Below are 15,280 nucleotides of genomic sequence, written 5' to 3'. Positions count from 1 at the left end.
TATCGTAATATAGATATCACTCTACGGATTTCTTGTTTCTGCAAAGATTCTGCTTTTAAAGGAGCAAAAATTCTTACTTTAAAACAACTTCACACATTTAACTTTACCATGAAATATAATTCCTTTTTTTTATTTTTAACTGCTTTGATAATGCTGAGCTGTTCAACGAAAAAAAATACAAATCCGAACAGCATTTATCCTGTAAAATTAGATACTCTGACTATGTTTGATAAATCAAGAAACCGGAAAATTCCGGTAGCTTATTTCAGTCCCAAAACATCAGAAAAAATTTCAAAACAACAGATTGTCATTTTCAGTCATGGATATGGTGGCAATACAGGCGGAGACTATTTAAAATATTCTTACTTAAAGGAAAATATGGCTTCTAAAGGTTATTTTGTGGTGAGTATTCAGCATGAACTTTCCACAGATCAGCTTATTCCTTCAGAGGGAAAACCTCAAATCGTAAGAATGCCTTTTTGGGAACGTGGTACAGAAAATATTTTATTTGTTTTGAATGAATTAAAAAAAACGAAATCTGAGCTTGATTATAAACATCTTACTTTAATAGGACATTCGAACGGCGGAGATATGACGGCTCTTTTCGCCAATAAGTATCCCGATTTTGTGTATAAAATGATTACCCTGGATAACCGGAGAATGTATCTGCCCAAAACTTTGATTCCGAAAATTTATACTTTACGCTCAAACGACTATCCTGCCGATGAAGGAGTTTTGCCGACAATGGAAGAGCAAAAAAAATTCCATATTACGGTTCAGGCAACCACGATTAATCATGGAAAAATGGATGATAAGGCAAATGACAATGAAAAAACAACTTTAAATCTTTTTATCGAACAATTTTTGCGTGAAAAATAACCTTGAGATTTATTAACACAAAGATAACACACAGTTGTAAATTTTAACATTAAGTCTATTGTTTGGCATAAAATTTATTCCTACATTTACTATGAAATACAACTGAAGTGGAAACATATTTTGCTTTTTTCAACTCTGAAATCGCAATTAAATTTATAAAAATTTAAGCACAGCATTGTCGGCTGTGCTTTTTTATTGTTGTCTAATTAAAAAAATGAGATGTATTTATCTACTGGATCTGCTCCTAAAGAGCAGATTCTTTTAGTTTTAATCTTATATATACATTTTAAGGTTAATAAAAGAATTCATGTACAATAATTGATTTAGCTACAAAACAACAAAAACCGGAAATTCATTGAATTTCCGGTTGTTAAAAAAACTTGCTAAATATTAATGAAATTAATTACGATTTCAGGGTCCAGATTGAACCGTTTTTGGTGGTAAGCTTTTCAAGCGTTCCTTTGTCGGAAAGCTCATTTAATAATCTTTCGCTTTCTTTTCTCGGCGTTCCCGATAATTCTGAAAATTCTTTTGCGGTAAGCGAATTATACTTTGCAAAAAGACTTTCCCAGTTTTTGGAATATTCAGATTTCTTGGTGTCAGAATTTACTCTCAGAACAGCAGTTTCGTAGAATGCATACGGTTTTGAGCCGTAAACAATCTCTCTCTTTCCGGCATTATTGGTAAAAAACATCGTAGGAAATCCACGAACCCCCATTTCTCTTGCCAGTTTCAGATCTTCCTGAAAAAGCTCTTTTCCTCTTCCTTCAAAGTCTTTTTTCAACTGATCTGTATTTAATCCTACTTTTTGGGCAGCTGTTGCAATATGTTCCCATTTTGCAATATTTTTCTTCTTTAAAAACACCATTTCACGAAGTTCTCTCATGAAATCCAGTGCTTTTTCTATGTCCTGCATCTGTGCTGCTTTAAAGGCAATGGAAGGCGGATAAGAAGAATCCAGCGGATCCTGTAACCATATATCTCCGTCAATCGGCATATCGTAGTACAAGCTTACTTCATCCCAATGATGTGCTACGTCCGAAGGTTTGCTTATTCCTCCGCTGTTATAGCTCCAGTCCGGAAGAAGACCTCCCATTCTGTATTCTATATCTACATTATCTCCGTATTCCAGTTTTAGTTTTCTGAGTTGAGGTTCAATTCCCCAGCAAGAAGAACAGATAGGGTCTGTAAAATAAATAACTTTTACAGATTTTTCGTCAGTTTTTACATCAATATTCCCAATATCAAATTTCTCTCCGGGAACTTCACAAACTCCTGTTGCCGGATCGCATAATAGCGGATTTGCAGATCTGTTTTCCATTTTTTTACTTTTATCACTTTGTCCGTTACAACTGCTTAAAGCCGCCGTGAGGAACACAAATGTTAGTATTTTATTATTTATCATTTTTTGTGATGATAAAGGTTTCACACTTTTTAATGTTACCACAAATCTAATATTTAATCATCATACTTTTGTAATGGATTTCCTTTTAGAAACTGGTTTCCTCGAGGAAACTACCTTACTGTTTTTTTATTACCTTTACAGGAATATAATTTATTTTAAAATCATGAAAAAAGAAGCTAACCTGAACATCACTCCTATCTGTAAAAACCGTATGAACGCTATTAAGGATTCAATGGAAATTTTATCCGGAAAATGGAAGTTTCATATTCTGGGAACTTTAATGCAGAGTGAAAAAATGCGTTTTATGGATCTTTTAAGAGAAATTGACGGTATTGCTGCCAAAATGCTTTCAAAAGAGCTTCAGGATATGGAAATCAATCATCTGATCAAGCGTACTGTTTTAGACACAAAACCTGTAACTGTGGAATATGAAATCACAGAATACGGAAAAACCATTGAGCCGATTATTGATGAGATTGCCAAATGGGGAATTGAATACCGAAAGTCTCTTTATCAAAAAACCGACAAATAGATTTTGCCGGTTGAAAAAACAAAAATTGATATGGATATGATTGATATGTGTTTTAGTACTTAACTTTTTAATTGAAACAAATTTATATTTATTTAGACTTAATAAAAATAATATTTGAATGACATTTGTCACTTTAAAGAAATTTGCAATCAAAAAAGTCTAAAAGGAACTTAGGCGTTGGAAATTAAATGATTTTAACTTCGGGAAAGCTGATCTAATTTTTTAAGCAAGGTCGGAATTCTGAAATTTCCGTGCATTTGTTCAACTTTTTGTTTTATTTCATCTACATCTGCTCCTTTTGCAGTGACGAATAAAGGTGTTTTACTTTCTCCGCGATAAACTGTTCTTCTCCGTGAATCTGGTGTATTAAAACCGTTCTTTGCAATTCCGACCACCGTAAATTTTTGGTCTAAAGCTTCGTAAAGATGCCCTCCAAGTCCTATTTTTCCTTCTTCATCCAAAGTTACGTAGCCATCAATAATGATAACATCGCCTTGCTGAAGTTGAATTTTATTTAAAAGACTGAGAATACACGGCAATTCTCTCTTGTAAAAGGCTCCGCTTTCGTAATCGGAAGTAATTGATGTTTTTTCTGTAAAAATTTCTGCTTCCTGTTCAGAATTCCAATCCTGAAAGACTAAACAGACTGTATGGGCATAATCGTCGTAATAATAGGTATCGAAAGCGTAGATCATTCTTCGTTTGTAGTTGATTATTGTTTTTAAATGAAGGTAATGGAATTTCTCTTAGCTACAATTGATTAAAAAAATTCTCCGAAATGCCACAAAACTCCGCAAGGATCATAAACAAAACATTCTTTGCCCCAATCCATTGTTCTCACAGGCAAAATTCTTACTTTTCCATACTTTTCTGTGAGATTTAAACTGATGAGTTCCTGATAAAATTCGTCTGTATCTTCAACTTCCACAAAAAGCATGGTGTTATCAATCCAGTCTTTTACATAAGCATCCTGAAGATAAAAAGCAGCCTCATTCCATTTGAACAGAGACATTTTAGCGTCTAGAACCACTTCTTCAAAACCGAGATCACGATAAAAATTCCTGCTGGTTTCAAAGTTTTCAGAGCCTATAAAAGGACGCATTGATTTTATTTTCTGTTTCATATTATTTGTTTTTCCAATCGTTATAGCCCATTTCAAATTTTATTTCATTCTTTCCGTGAATTCCGTTTGCTGTCCATCCGGATTTTCTGTAAAATGTTTCAGCTCTTGTATCCGGAGAAGTTCCCAGCCAGATTTTATCATTCGTCTGGTCAAAATACCAGTTCAGCATCGTATCGTGAAGTTTTCTTCCGATTCCTCTGTTTTCAAATTCAGGATGAACAAAAAGCGCCCAGATGCTTTTCTCTTTCATATCTACAATTCCGAATCCCACAATTCTGTCACTATCTTCACAAACCCAGCCTTTCCCCCTGTTAAAGAGAAAATTCTCACAATCCTGATCTGTAACAAGACTCGGATCAGATAATGTGTTTTCTTTAACTGAATTTCTTACGATTTGAATCTGTGGAATATCTTTCAGCTCAGCTTCACGGATTTTCATGTAAATTTTAATTTAACTAAAAAGGCAAACCGCTGATCTGCTAATTTGCCTTTTGTTCTGTATTTCTTGATTCAATTATTTCTTATCAACAACGATTCTTTCTGCTCTGTTGGCGATTTCCCAAGCCGTTGTAAAAACCAGTTGGGTTCTTTTAGCCAGCAGATTGTAATCGATTTTCTCTACATCATCCGTTGGTTTGTGGTAATCTTCGTGGATTCCGTCAAAGAAAAATGCTACCGGAACATTATTTTTAGCGAAATTATAGTGATCTGATCTGTAATACAGTCTTTCGGTATCATTTGGATCGTCATATTTATAATTTAACTCAAGATTATTGGTCTTTTTGTTTGCCGCTTCATTAATTACTTTTAACTGAGAACTCAGCATTTCAGATCCAATGACATATACATACTGTTTTCCTCTGTTTTCAGGATCATCACGACCGATCATATCGATATTCAAATCAACCACGGTATTGGCTAAAGGAAAAACCGGATTATCCGTGTAAAATTCAGAACCAAATAAACCATGCTCCTCTCCCGTTACGTGAAGAAATAAAATGGATCTTTTCGGACCGTTTCCTGCTTTTTTAGCTGCCTGAAAAGCCTTTGCAATCTCCATTACAGCTACCGTTCCGCTTCCGTCATCATCTGCTCCGTTGTAAACCACTCCGTTTCTCGTTCCCACGTGATCGTAATGACCGGAGATCACCACAATTTCTTCTGGTTTTTCAGATCCTTCGATAAAGGCTAAAATATTTTCGGAGTCAGGAAGATTTCCGCCACCTCTTTTCTTCATAAAATCTGCCGGAACTTTCTGATAATAGGATCCCAAAGCTTTAGGATAAGAAATTCCTAAGCCTTTATAGTAATTCACCATGTATTCTCCTGCTCTTTTCTGTCCCGGACTTCCCGTATCTCTTCCCTCCATTTCATCGGAAGCAATAACGTATAAGTTTTTCTTTAGATCTTCTGCTTTAATTTCCTTATAGGCAGATAGAAAAGCTTTATCACCTTTGGATGAAGATGAAGTCTGGGCTGCTCCTGCATCGGCTGCATTTTTTGCCGTTCCGCAGCTTACCAATACAGCAAGTGAAAATAGTGGAATCAATAATTTTCTCATTATGGAATAATTTGCCTAAAAATAACAAAAAATATTTAATCTTTTACGGATTGCTATTTTTCTTATATTTGAAATAAATGCAAAAAGTATGGAGAATATCTACGGATTCAATCATTACTCTTTTTTTACCGAAATGTCTGAACTGGCTGTTAAAAACAACAGCTTTGATCTTTCTTTGGGTTTACCGGATTTTGATATTGATTACCGTCTGAGAGAATACCTTAAAGAAGCTGCTGATCTCAATATTCATCATTATGAACCACTTGCAGGAAATCCGCTGTTGATAAAAAATATAATCTCTTTTAATCTTAACAGAAAAAACAGCATCCGATTACAGGAAAATGAAGTAACAATCGTTCCCTGTGCAACCTTTGCTTTATATACTTCCCTTAAATCTATTCTGAATCAGGGAGATGAAGTTATTGTCATTCAGCCTTCTTATTATACGTATGGTCCATCCATTTTCCTGAATGGAGGCATTCCTGTCTATTATGATCTTGACAATGATTTTTCGGTAAATTGGGAAAAACTGCAAAGTTGCATTTCTGAAAAAACAAAAGCCATCATTGTAAATTCTCCACAAAATCCAACCGGAAAAATATGGTCTGAAAGCGACTGGAACCAATTATACAACATGATTAAACATCAGGAAATTTATCTGATTTCAGAAGAAATTTACGACACTTATTGTTTTGACGAAAAGGAACATTACAGTTCGTTTCTTCATCCTGAACTGAAAAAAAGAACTTTCTGCATTTTTTCTTTTGGGAAAATGTTTCATTCTACCGGATGGAAAGTCGGCTATCTTTTGGCACCTAAAGAATTAACAGCGAAATTCCGCTGTCATCAGCAATACATTTCTTACAGCGCAAATGCGCCGTGTCAGTACGCAATAGCCAAATATCTGGAAGTTTTTGATGCTTCGGAAAATCATATTGTAATGCAAAAAAAGCGTGATCTTTTTAATGAACTGATTCAAGAAACACGTTTCATTGTAGAACAAAAAGCAGAAGGTGCCGTTTTTCAAATCGTGAATTTCAGAACCGTTTCGAAAACAATGACGGATGTAGAATTCTCAAAATGGCTGACTATCGAAAAGAAAGTATCATGTCTGCCTCTATCCGCTTTTTACAATTCCAGACAGAATTCAGATTATATCCGTTTCAGTTTTGCTAAAAATGATGATCTGATTACTAATGCGCTTGAATATTTGAAAAAGAATCTTTAAAATTACTGTCAGTGTAAAGATTTTCATTTTTTTATTTTTAGATTTCTCATTTGTCGAAATGACAGCATGAAATATTTTATTTTGTTGATTGAGCAGATTTCTTGGCAGGAAAATTTAAATGATATTTAAAACAAAAGCACCGCATGATGCAGTGCTTTCAATATTCAAAGTTGATTTTTACAGAGACAAAACTCTTACATCAATTCTTCTGTTTTTTGCCATACATTCGTCCGTATCGTTGGCTGCGCAAACAGGATGCTGCGAACCGTATCCTTCTGCTTCTACCCTGTCTCCTGAAATTCCCAGTTCTAGCAGTTTCAGTTTCGCAGTCTGAGCTCTCAGATTGGAAAGTTTCTGATTGCTTTCTTCATTTCCTGAATTATCGGTATAGCCTCCCAATTTGATCTTTAAAGTTGGATAAGCATTCATAATTTCAACTAAATTTAATAACTGTACTTCAGAACCCGCTTTTAAATCACTGGAACCTGTCTCAAAGTAAAGATTTTCTATCGTAAACCATTTATTCGGATCCAAAACTCCCTGATCATTATTCTTAACCGAATTAACCATTTGGTACAACTGACTTCCTTCTCCTATTTTTATTTTCTTTCCGCCTTTTAGTTCTATCTCCTGAATATTTCCTGTGTCATAAACAAAATCTCCGCTTTCATTAACATAGCCTTTTATTTCCTGCGGAACAACGGCTGTTGATCCTGTCTGATTAGTTAATGAAACTGCTGAAACTCCTGTTAAAGCTTCAATTTTAGCTTTTCTGTTAGCCTCAATTTTGTCTTTATGCATTACTGCCAATGTAGGAGCAATTACGAGAGAAACAATAGACATCAGTTTGATCAGAATATTCATTGAAGGTCCTGAAGTATCTTTGAACGGATCTCCCACCGTATCTCCCGTTACGGAAGCTTTATGTGGTTCAGAACCTTTATAATACGTCTGTCCATTGATATCCACTCCTTTTTCGAAAGATTTCTTTGCATTGTCCCAAGCTCCGCCTGCATTATTCTGGAACATTCCCATTAAAACACCGCTTACTGTAGCTCCGGCAAGAAAACCTCCCAGAACTTCAGGTCCGAAAATAAATCCGATGAGCAAAGGGGAAACGATGGCAATAGCTCCCGGAAGCATCATTTTTCTGATGGAGGCATCGGTGGATATGGCCACACATTTTTCATATTCCGGCTGTGCTTTTCCTTCCATAATTCCCGGAATTTCGCGAAATTGCCTTCTAACTTCTTCTACCATTGCCATTGCAGCCTGTCCCACTGCGGTAATTGCCAATGATGAAAAGATAAACGGAATCATTCCGCCGACAAATAATCCGGCAAGAACATCGGCTCTGTAAATATCAATTCCGTCGATTCCTGCAATCCCAACAAAAGCCGCGAATAAAGCTAAAGCCGTTAAAGCTGCAGAAGCGATAGCAAAACCCTTTCCTGTGGCTGCCGTTGTATTGCCTACCGCATCCAAAATATCTGTTTTTTCACGTACTTCTTTTGGAAGTTCGCTCATTTCGGCAATTCCTCCTGCGTTGTCTGCAATCGGTCCGAAAGCATCAATTGCCAACTGCATGGCTGTTGTTGCCATCATTCCGGCTGCTGCGATAGCTACACCATATAATCCTGCACAAAGATATGATCCGTAAATTCCGCCTGCCAAAACAATAATCGGAAGCAATGTAGATTCCATTCCTACAGAAAGACCTCCGATAATATTGGTGGCATGACCTGTTGAAGATTGTCTAACGATGCTCGAAACCGGTCTTTTACCCATTGCGGTATAATATTCTGTGATGATGCTCATTAAAGTACCTACAACCAGTCCTACCATAATCGCCCCAAAAACACCCATTTTAGAGAATTCATGTCCTCGGAGAACCATCTTGTCCGGCAGAATATAATTTACCAAAAAATAAGAAGCTATTGCCGTAATTACAATGCTTCCCCAGTTTCCAAGGTTTAAAGCATTCTGTACGCTTGAAGTGGAAGAGTCTTCATTATCATTAATTCTTACAAACAGGGTTCCTATTATTGAAAAAATAATTCCTGTTCCGGCAATCAGCATTGGGAGAAGAATCGGGGCAAAACCACCGAAAGAATCTTCAGAAATGGTTTCTCTTCCCAAAACCATGGTTGCTAAAACTGTTGCTACGTAAGAACCGAATAAATCGGCTCCCATTCCTGCAACATCACCTACGTTATCTCCTACATTATCTGCGATGGTTGCAGGATTTCGTGGGTCATCTTCAGGAATTCCTGCTTCTACTTTGCCTACTAAATCGGCGCCCACATCTGCTGCTTTTGTATAAATTCCGCCTCCTACTCTTGCAAAAAGCGCGATAGATTCAGCTCCCAGAGAAAATCCTGTAAGAATTTCAATCGTTCTTTCCATTTCGTGGGAATCTACGGTTGCATCCGGTGCAAAAATCTGTTTAATGATTAAAAACAAAGCTCCCAATCCTAAGACAGCCAAACCGGCAACGCCCATTCCCATTACGGAACCTCCTGTAAAAGAAACCTTTAAAGCTTTTGAAAGTGATGTTTTAGCAGCCTGTGCGGTTCTTACGTTGGCTTTTGTAGCGATTTTCATCCCAATAAAACCTGCCGATGCGGAAAATATAGCTCCGACTACAAAGGCAATCCCGATACTCCAGTGGGAGTTGGCATTGCTCATCCCCATCACTGCTAAAAGAATCGCTACCACGACTACGAAATAGGTTAAAATCTTGTACTCAGCTTTCAGGAAAGCCATTGCACCGTCAGCAATATGTCCGCTGATAATTTTCATTTTTTCATTTCCGGCATCCTGCTTACTCACCCAGTTACTCTGAAAAAAAGTATACAATAAAGCAACAACACCAAAAATTGGTACTAACACAAATAGATCCATAGTTTAATATTTTTTTGGTAATAGATATTAAATATAACGAATAATTTCTATGGATTATGTTAAAATCTTTATAAGTGTTTCAAAATTAGCAGTTAAACGATTAAACGGATTGTGTTGTGTAAATTGAATTTCGTTTTTTTAAGAAAGTTTTCTCTAAGGAATTATCATTCAGCAATTGACAGCAAAACGTTTTGGGTAAATTAAATTGAAAGGATTTTGAGGAGTTTTTGTTCTGTATGGAATGTTGCTGTCGGAAACCTCATAGGTTTTAAAAACCTATGAGGTTTGGTTTGTATTACACTAAAAGTAATAATGATTAGCCCTGATTGAAACGACATCCTTTTTTGTTGCGGGCGGAGCGAAGCGGAGCCCGTAACAAAAAAGATACAGTGGAAAGCAGGAAACAGCTCCTAGAAAAATTAAAAATTGACAATATCACTCTCTTTATTATTATCAAAAGTAGTGATTGCGGAATTTTCAGTAAAAATAAAAAACGATCAAAAAGAAAAAGGATAAACGAAAACCGTCTATCCTTAATTTATCTGAAATAAAGAGTATTTATCCTCCGTATTTGTTTGAATAATCTTCCTGAGAAGCTTTGATTACTTTCTTAGCATGTTCTGCTCCGTAAACTTCCTGAATTCTGCATTTTGCAGGCTCATCCGGTAAGTTTTTATAAGTAAGGAAGTAGTGCATTAATCGTTTCACTTCGGCTTCCGGCAATTCTGAAATATCCCTGAAATGTCCAAATGCGTGATCTCCGATCATTACTGCTACGATTTTATCGTCTGCTTCACCTCCATCGATCATTTTGAAACCTCCGATTGGAATAGCTTCCATTAACAAACCTCCTGCGTGAATGTTGTGAGAACTTAAAACGCAGATGTCTAATGGATCATGATCTCCCATCGTAACGTCTGTAGCGCCTCTTTCAACCGCTAAATTCATTACTGCGCTGTCGCAATAGGTTCTTGGAACAAAACCGTATAATGCCGGAATAATATTTGAGAATTTCTGAGGTCTGTCTACCTTTAAAAATCCTGTTTCTTTATCTACTTCGTATTTAATAGTGTCTGAAGGAACGATCTCCACGAAAACATTTACAACATTTGGCGCATCTTCTCCTGCAGAAATTCCGTGCCATGGATGTGCTTTAAAATTTGGAATCATTATTTAAAATTTATTTTTTTAGTTAAGCTATTATTAAAATTTCTTTTCTTAAATCTTCAATGGTCATAGAAATATAATCTTCTCCTTCCATATAGTTCATCAGAAAAATAGTTTTGAATTCATCAAGGTTTGCGTTTCCGTTGATTCCTTCGTAGGTTCTGTGAAGAAGTTCTATAACTGCGTTTTTGGAATCGACAATGTTTTTCCATGAATTTTTGGTGATGTACAATTGCTGGGAAGCATTATAGTCAAATTCTTCATTGATCGCTTTTTCAGTCAGAAAAATAAATTCATGGGCTGCAAGACCTTTATCAAATCTCTGGATAAGATTGGAAGGTTTTAATCTTTCCATAAAAAGCGTCATTCTTTCGTAAGACTGGGTTTTATTTTCGGAATTAGACTTTACAGAAAGTAACCTGATTTCCTGTTCTTTAAGTTTAATGTAAGTAAATACAAACTGTCTCAGCAAAACCAAAAAAGGTATTGCAATAATCAATGCAAAAGCATAGGGTAAATATCCTGAAAAACTTGTCATAATTTGAGGTAGCAAAATTAGTAATTATTTGGCTATTTTTCTATAGTATGAGCTAATATTTGCTTTTTCGAATTCTGATACGCAATTAACGACAAAATTATAATTAAGTAAAACCCAACCATCATTCTGTTTACTAATGTAGGAAACATTATAAAACGTAATGATACAGTAAGATAAACAACAACATACAGACCTAAAAAAATTAAGCTTTTTCTGTTCTTACTGATGATTAATCTATAATCTAAAATAATAATGATAAAAATTAATAGTAATGGAAAGTAAGATGTATTCCATTCAAACAATATTTTTCCTTTCACACAGTTTACATATTCGCGAAAATTAAATTCATCGGGATTTGAAATCGGGAACAACTGCACTTTTGTAAATTGGTTCATAAACAAAACAGACCACGGGATCTGGTTAAAATACTGTATGATTGCGAAAGTTAATGTAAAATAGCCAAATGAAAATAAAATTTCTTTAGTTTGAAATTTAAAATCCTTTCTGAAAAAGTATACTAGTAAAGATAAAAATGCATAAAAAATAAAATATTCAGGTCTTGTAAGAATACATAAAATTCCAAATATTGTAGAAACAAAAAGATTTCTTTTCATTATTGCAAAATAAAAACTAAGTAATAAAAGTAATGTAGAAAAGCCATCCGGAGTAGCATGTCTTGAGGTATCTAAGAGAGGTTTGAATATTGAGATTAAAATGGTTAAAATAAAAGCCAGATAATTATTTCTAAGTATTTTTATTAAAAAACTAAAAATCAGAATGACGATTAAGACATAGGAAATAATAGTAATAAGAAAAGTAGATGTTGAAGCAGAAAATCCAAATTTAAAAAAGACTGAGTTTATTAAATTGTAAAACGGTTTTACTGTAAATAACTGAAGTTCTTCCTCATACATTTTAGGATTTTCAGATAAATTCTTATAATAACTGTTATCTCCGATGGCTTCCTCTTTCCTTTCCATATTTACCTTACCTACATCTGGATCTTTTTCTCTAAGTTCACTATAAACTTTTTTATGGATCTCTTCAATTTTCATATCAGGGAAATTAGTTTTATATACTAATCCCATGTAAGCTTCAATATCTGAATTGTAATATTGATGAGTATAGAGATAATATGTCATTAAACATAAATAAAGTGATAGTAGAAATTTAATGATTTTATTATTTTTAATTAACATTTTACTTTTGTTTAGTAATTTAATTTTTATAGATTTACAAAACTATAACAAAATAAAAAAATAATCTTTTAATCATGAAAAAAACAATAATTTTAATTGCTCTTGCAGTTAATGGAATCTTCACAGCTCAATCTTGGAATTTAAATGGTAACTCTGGAACTACACCTGGAACAAACTATATTGGTACTTCTGATAATCAAGACCTTATATTAAAAACCAATAATCAAGAAAGACTAAGAGTAAACTCTAGCGGAAATATTGGATTAGCCGGAGCTCCTGCAAATGATATTGCTCTAAAAGTATCTGGACGAACACAAGTTTTAACTAATATTTTAAGCGATACCTTTTATGTGGGAAATGAAGGTGCGAATCATGATAATGGAAATTCTCTTGTTTTTCTTCGATACACACAATATCAGCCAAATAATCCAGGAATTATTGACGTAGCAGGATGGGGAACTTCTGCAGCATATGGATGGATCATGTCATTAAGAGCAAACGGAAAACTTTTCTTGGGTACTAATCCAAATAGTTCTTGTACAGATTGTAATGATTATCGTCTTTTTGTAAAAGATGGAATTAGAACCGAAAAAGTAAAAGTAGATATAGCATCATCAAATGGATGGGCAGATTATGTTTTTGATGACACTTATAAATTAATGGATTTAAACAGTTTAGAAGATTATATTAAAACCAATAAACATCTTCCAGAAGTTCCATCAACTGATGAAGCAATAAAAAATGGTATTGAATTAAAAGAAATGAACATTCTTTTGTTAAAAAAAGTAGAAGAATTAACTCTTTATGTAATACAGCAACAAAAGGAGATTCAAAAACTTAAAAATACTGTTAAAAATGATGAAAAATAAAGTACTTCCAATATTATTATTTGCAACATCGTTTTTATTTGGACAGAATAAACTTTATTATGTTGAAATACCTGATGAAAACAATGTTCCAAAAATAACAACAATTGATGGAAAAACGTTTATATCACATAATGATATACAAGTAAGAGATATGCTTTCCAAACATGGAGTCATCAATTTAGAGAAGGCTTTCCCTACATCAAAAATGCCTTATCTAAGAACTATCTATTTATTAGAAACTAAAAGTACAGATTTAATTAGTGACTTAAATAAGTATAAACAATATTTTCCTTACACTGAAGAAACTTATAAAGGAGAAACCTTACTTTATACACCCAATGACTATGATTTGATAGATCCTGTTTATCATCATAGAAATTTTGATTTGATTAATCTCAGAACAGCATGGGATTATAGTACCGGGGATCCAAATTTTAATATTGGGATTTCTGATAGCGGAATTAATACTGCACATGAAGACTTACAAGGTAAAGTAACGATGCTTACAAATGTAAGCGATTGGCATGGAACTTCGGTTGCAGGAATTGCAGCTGCTGCAACTGATAACAATGTTGGTATGGCTGGAATTGGCTTTAATTCAAAAGTGTTATTCAAATATATGTATGATGGTGCTATGATGAATACATTACTTGTTTTATCACAAAATGGAGCAAGAGTAGTAAATGCAAGTTGGTATAACTCATGTTCTTACAGCTCAATAGACCAACTTGTTATTGATGAAGTTCATCAGAATGGAACAGTTATCGTTGTTGCGGCCGGAAATGGAGGAACCTGTGGAGGTCCCGATAATTACGTTTATCCTGCAAGTTACAATCATGTGATAAGTGTTTCATCGGTAGGTTTTGCAAAAGTCGGAAATGTTGCCTGTTGTGGACCTGGTGCAGGACTCCCTTTCAATTGGGAAGATCGTATAGGAATTGGCCCAGGTGTGAACAATGACAGACATCAAACAAACGATATGGTAGATTTGAGAGCTCCAGGTTATGATGTGGTTTCACTGTTTGATCCCAATTACAATAATCAAGGAACAAAATATACCCATATTTACGGAACATCAATTGCAGCACCACAAGTTTCAGGAGTCGTTAGTTTGATGTTAACTGCAAATAGTTGTTTAAATACTGAAGAGGTTGAAACAATCTTAAAACTTACCTCAGCCCGACTAGATAACATTCAGGAGAATCAACCATACCTAGGAAAACTTGGTGCAGGAAGAATTGATGCGGGTGAAGCTACAAAAATTGCATGGCAAATGAATCCTGCAAACGGAGGAGAAGTATTAATAAAGAATAGAAACTTTGAAAAATGGGACTTTGAGCTTATAAATTCACCAGAATCTATAAGAATTCAAAACGAAAGTTTTACAGAGAATGCAAATGTTAAATTTAAAGCTAAAAAAAGTATAATTTTAGATACAAATACACTTTTGGAGCCAGGAAATGGAAAAAGTCATTATTTCTATATAGAAGATACAAACACTTGTTTTAATTTTAATATTAATCAAAATAAATCTGCTAATTCGGGAGCAAATGTATCAAAAAATAATTCTTCAAGCATAATCGAAATTAAGAATGAAGATATTACACTTTATCCAATCCCGGCTAAGGATAATCTATTCATTAAAGCTAATAAAGAATTGAAAAATAGCACGATTAAAATATTTGATATGAGTAACAGATTAGTGTTTGAAAGCAATATTTCTATTATAAATACTGCTTCAATAGATATCTCAAAATTATTAAAAGGCACTTATTTTATTGATATTACTAATGATAATTCTAAGTTAAAGTATTTCAAAAAATTCGTTAAGGAATAAAAATATAATTTTATAAACAGAAAGATCGCTTCTTGAAT

14 protein-coding genes are annotated in these 15,280 nt (G+C 34.2%); 5 read left to right on the top strand and 9 right to left on the bottom strand.

Annotation, left to right across the window (positions count from 1 at the left end; genetic code table 11):
• The first annotated feature begins 150 nt into the window (after positions 1 to 150).
• Positions 151 to 879 carry an alpha/beta hydrolase family protein gene (locus QWT87_RS01350; protein WP_302712919.1) on the top strand — a complete coding sequence of 243 codons (729 nt, stop codon included), beginning with the start codon at positions 151 to 153 and terminating at the stop codon, positions 877 to 879.
• Between the two features lie 403 nt (positions 880 to 1,282).
• Here QWT87_RS01350 and QWT87_RS01345 read toward each other — a convergent pair whose 3' ends face one another.
• A complete protein-coding gene (locus QWT87_RS01345) occupies positions 1,283 to 2,200 on the bottom strand; it encodes a ClpXP adapter SpxH family protein (RefSeq protein WP_302712917.1) in 918 nt (305 codons plus the stop codon).
• A gap of 247 nt (positions 2,201 to 2,447) precedes the next feature.
• On the opposite strand from QWT87_RS01345, the gene QWT87_RS01340 reads away from it, so the two are divergent.
• Positions 2,448 to 2,816, top strand: coding sequence for a winged helix-turn-helix transcriptional regulator (locus tag QWT87_RS01340; RefSeq protein WP_076390327.1), 369 nt, complete (start codon positions 2,448 to 2,450; stop codon positions 2,814 to 2,816).
• Positions 2,817 to 3,010: 194 nt separating this feature from the next.
• Here the strand turns inward: QWT87_RS01340 and QWT87_RS01335 are convergent, their stop codons facing one another.
• The 4 genes from QWT87_RS01335 to QWT87_RS01320 all read right to left on the bottom strand — a co-directional run bounded on the left by QWT87_RS01335 (position 3,011) and on the right by QWT87_RS01320 (position 5,500).
• Complete coding sequence (locus tag QWT87_RS01335) at positions 3,011 to 3,529, bottom strand: endonuclease V (RefSeq protein ID WP_302713258.1); 519 nt, start codon at positions 3,527 to 3,529, stop codon at positions 3,011 to 3,013.
• Positions 3,530 to 3,576: 47 nt separating this feature from the next.
• Positions 3,577 to 3,939: a VOC family protein gene (locus QWT87_RS01330; protein ID WP_302712913.1), complete on the bottom strand. Its 363-nt coding sequence runs from the start codon at positions 3,937 to 3,939 to the stop codon at positions 3,577 to 3,579.
• Between the two features lies 1 nt (position 3,940).
• On the bottom strand, positions 3,941 to 4,378 hold the full coding sequence (locus tag QWT87_RS01325; RefSeq protein WP_302712911.1) for a GNAT family N-acetyltransferase: 438 nt from the start codon (positions 4,376 to 4,378) through the stop codon (positions 3,941 to 3,943).
• A 75-nt stretch (positions 4,379 to 4,453) separates the two neighbouring features.
• Entirely contained in the window at positions 4,454 to 5,500 is a 1,047-nt protein-coding gene (locus QWT87_RS01320; protein ID WP_302712909.1) for a M28 family metallopeptidase, read from the bottom strand.
• Between the two features lie 88 nt (positions 5,501 to 5,588).
• Between QWT87_RS01320 and QWT87_RS01315 the strand changes: the two genes are divergently transcribed.
• Entirely contained in the window at positions 5,589 to 6,728 is a 1,140-nt protein-coding gene (locus QWT87_RS01315) for an aminotransferase class I/II-fold pyridoxal phosphate-dependent enzyme (RefSeq protein ID WP_302712907.1), read from the top strand.
• 177 nt (positions 6,729 to 6,905) lie between these two features.
• Here QWT87_RS01315 and QWT87_RS01310 read toward each other — a convergent pair whose 3' ends face one another.
• The 4 genes from QWT87_RS01310 to QWT87_RS01295 all read right to left on the bottom strand — a co-directional run bounded on the left by QWT87_RS01310 (position 6,906) and on the right by QWT87_RS01295 (position 12,392).
• Positions 6,906 to 9,632 carry a sodium-translocating pyrophosphatase gene (locus QWT87_RS01310; RefSeq protein WP_302712905.1) on the bottom strand — a complete coding sequence of 909 codons (2,727 nt, stop codon included), beginning with the start codon at positions 9,630 to 9,632 and terminating at the stop codon, positions 6,906 to 6,908.
• Between the two features lie 558 nt (positions 9,633 to 10,190).
• Positions 10,191 to 10,802, bottom strand: a complete 612-nt coding sequence (locus tag QWT87_RS01305) for an inorganic pyrophosphatase (RefSeq protein ID WP_076390334.1) — start codon at positions 10,800 to 10,802, stop codon at positions 10,191 to 10,193.
• A gap of 22 nt (positions 10,803 to 10,824) precedes the next feature.
• Positions 10,825 to 11,337 carry a DUF7935 family protein gene (locus QWT87_RS01300; protein WP_076390335.1) on the bottom strand — a complete coding sequence of 171 codons (513 nt, stop codon included), beginning with the start codon at positions 11,335 to 11,337 and terminating at the stop codon, positions 10,825 to 10,827.
• Between the two features lie 32 nt (positions 11,338 to 11,369).
• Positions 11,370 to 12,392: a hypothetical protein gene (locus QWT87_RS01295; protein ID WP_302712900.1), complete on the bottom strand. Its 1,023-nt coding sequence runs from the start codon at positions 12,390 to 12,392 to the stop codon at positions 11,370 to 11,372.
• Positions 12,393 to 12,610: 218 nt separating this feature from the next.
• Here QWT87_RS01295 and QWT87_RS01290 point away from each other — a divergent pair, with 218 nt between their 5' ends.
• Entirely contained in the window at positions 12,611 to 13,405 is a 795-nt protein-coding gene (locus QWT87_RS01290; protein WP_302712898.1) for a hypothetical protein, read from the top strand.
• Positions 13,392 to 15,242 carry a S8 family peptidase gene (locus QWT87_RS01285; RefSeq protein WP_302712896.1) on the top strand — a complete coding sequence of 617 codons (1,851 nt, stop codon included), beginning with the start codon at positions 13,392 to 13,394 and terminating at the stop codon, positions 15,240 to 15,242. The genes QWT87_RS01290 and QWT87_RS01285 overlap by 14 nt, the downstream gene beginning before the upstream one ends.
• Positions 15,243 to 15,280: the final 38 nt, after the last annotated feature.

Source organism: Chryseobacterium urinae (genome assembly GCF_030518295.1).
Taxonomy (GTDB): domain Bacteria; phylum Bacteroidota; class Bacteroidia; order Flavobacteriales; family Weeksellaceae; genus Chryseobacterium; species Chryseobacterium mucoviscidosis.
This window is presented reverse-complemented; position numbering and strand designations above follow the sequence as displayed.

Excerpts from the sequence above, each read along its gene's own strand:
- QWT87_RS01340 (WP_076390327.1), top strand. The coding sequence starts at position 2,448 with ATGAAAAAAGAAGCTAACCTGAACATCACTCCTATCTGTAAAAACCGT.
- QWT87_RS01320 (WP_302712909.1), bottom strand. The coding sequence starts at position 5,500 with ATGAGAAAATTATTGATTCCACTATTTTCACTTGCTGTATTGGTAAGC.
- QWT87_RS01295 (WP_302712900.1), bottom strand. The coding sequence starts at position 12,392 with ATGAAAATTGAAGAGATCCATAAAAAAGTTTATAGTGAACTTAGAGAA.
- QWT87_RS01315 (WP_302712907.1), top strand. The coding sequence starts at position 5,589 with ATGGAGAATATCTACGGATTCAATCATTACTCTTTTTTTACCGAAATG.
- QWT87_RS01350 (WP_302712919.1), top strand. The coding sequence starts at position 151 with ATGCTGAGCTGTTCAACGAAAAAAAATACAAATCCGAACAGCATTTAT.
- QWT87_RS01305 (WP_076390334.1), bottom strand. The coding sequence starts at position 10,802 with ATGATTCCAAATTTTAAAGCACATCCATGGCACGGAATTTCTGCAGGA.
- QWT87_RS01300 (WP_076390335.1), bottom strand. The coding sequence starts at position 11,337 with ATGACAAGTTTTTCAGGATATTTACCCTATGCTTTTGCATTGATTATT.
- QWT87_RS01330 (WP_302712913.1), bottom strand. The coding sequence starts at position 3,939 with ATGAAACAGAAAATAAAATCAATGCGTCCTTTTATAGGCTCTGAAAAC.
- QWT87_RS01285 (WP_302712896.1), top strand. The coding sequence starts at position 13,392 with ATGATGAAAAATAAAGTACTTCCAATATTATTATTTGCAACATCGTTT.
- QWT87_RS01345 (WP_302712917.1), bottom strand. The coding sequence starts at position 2,200 with ATGGAAAACAGATCTGCAAATCCGCTATTATGCGATCCGGCAACAGGA.
- QWT87_RS01310 (WP_302712905.1), bottom strand. The coding sequence starts at position 9,632 with ATGGATCTATTTGTGTTAGTACCAATTTTTGGTGTTGTTGCTTTATTG.
- QWT87_RS01325 (WP_302712911.1), bottom strand. The coding sequence starts at position 4,378 with ATGAAAATCCGTGAAGCTGAGCTGAAAGATATTCCACAGATTCAAATC.
- QWT87_RS01290 (WP_302712898.1), top strand. The coding sequence starts at position 12,611 with ATGAAAAAAACAATAATTTTAATTGCTCTTGCAGTTAATGGAATCTTC.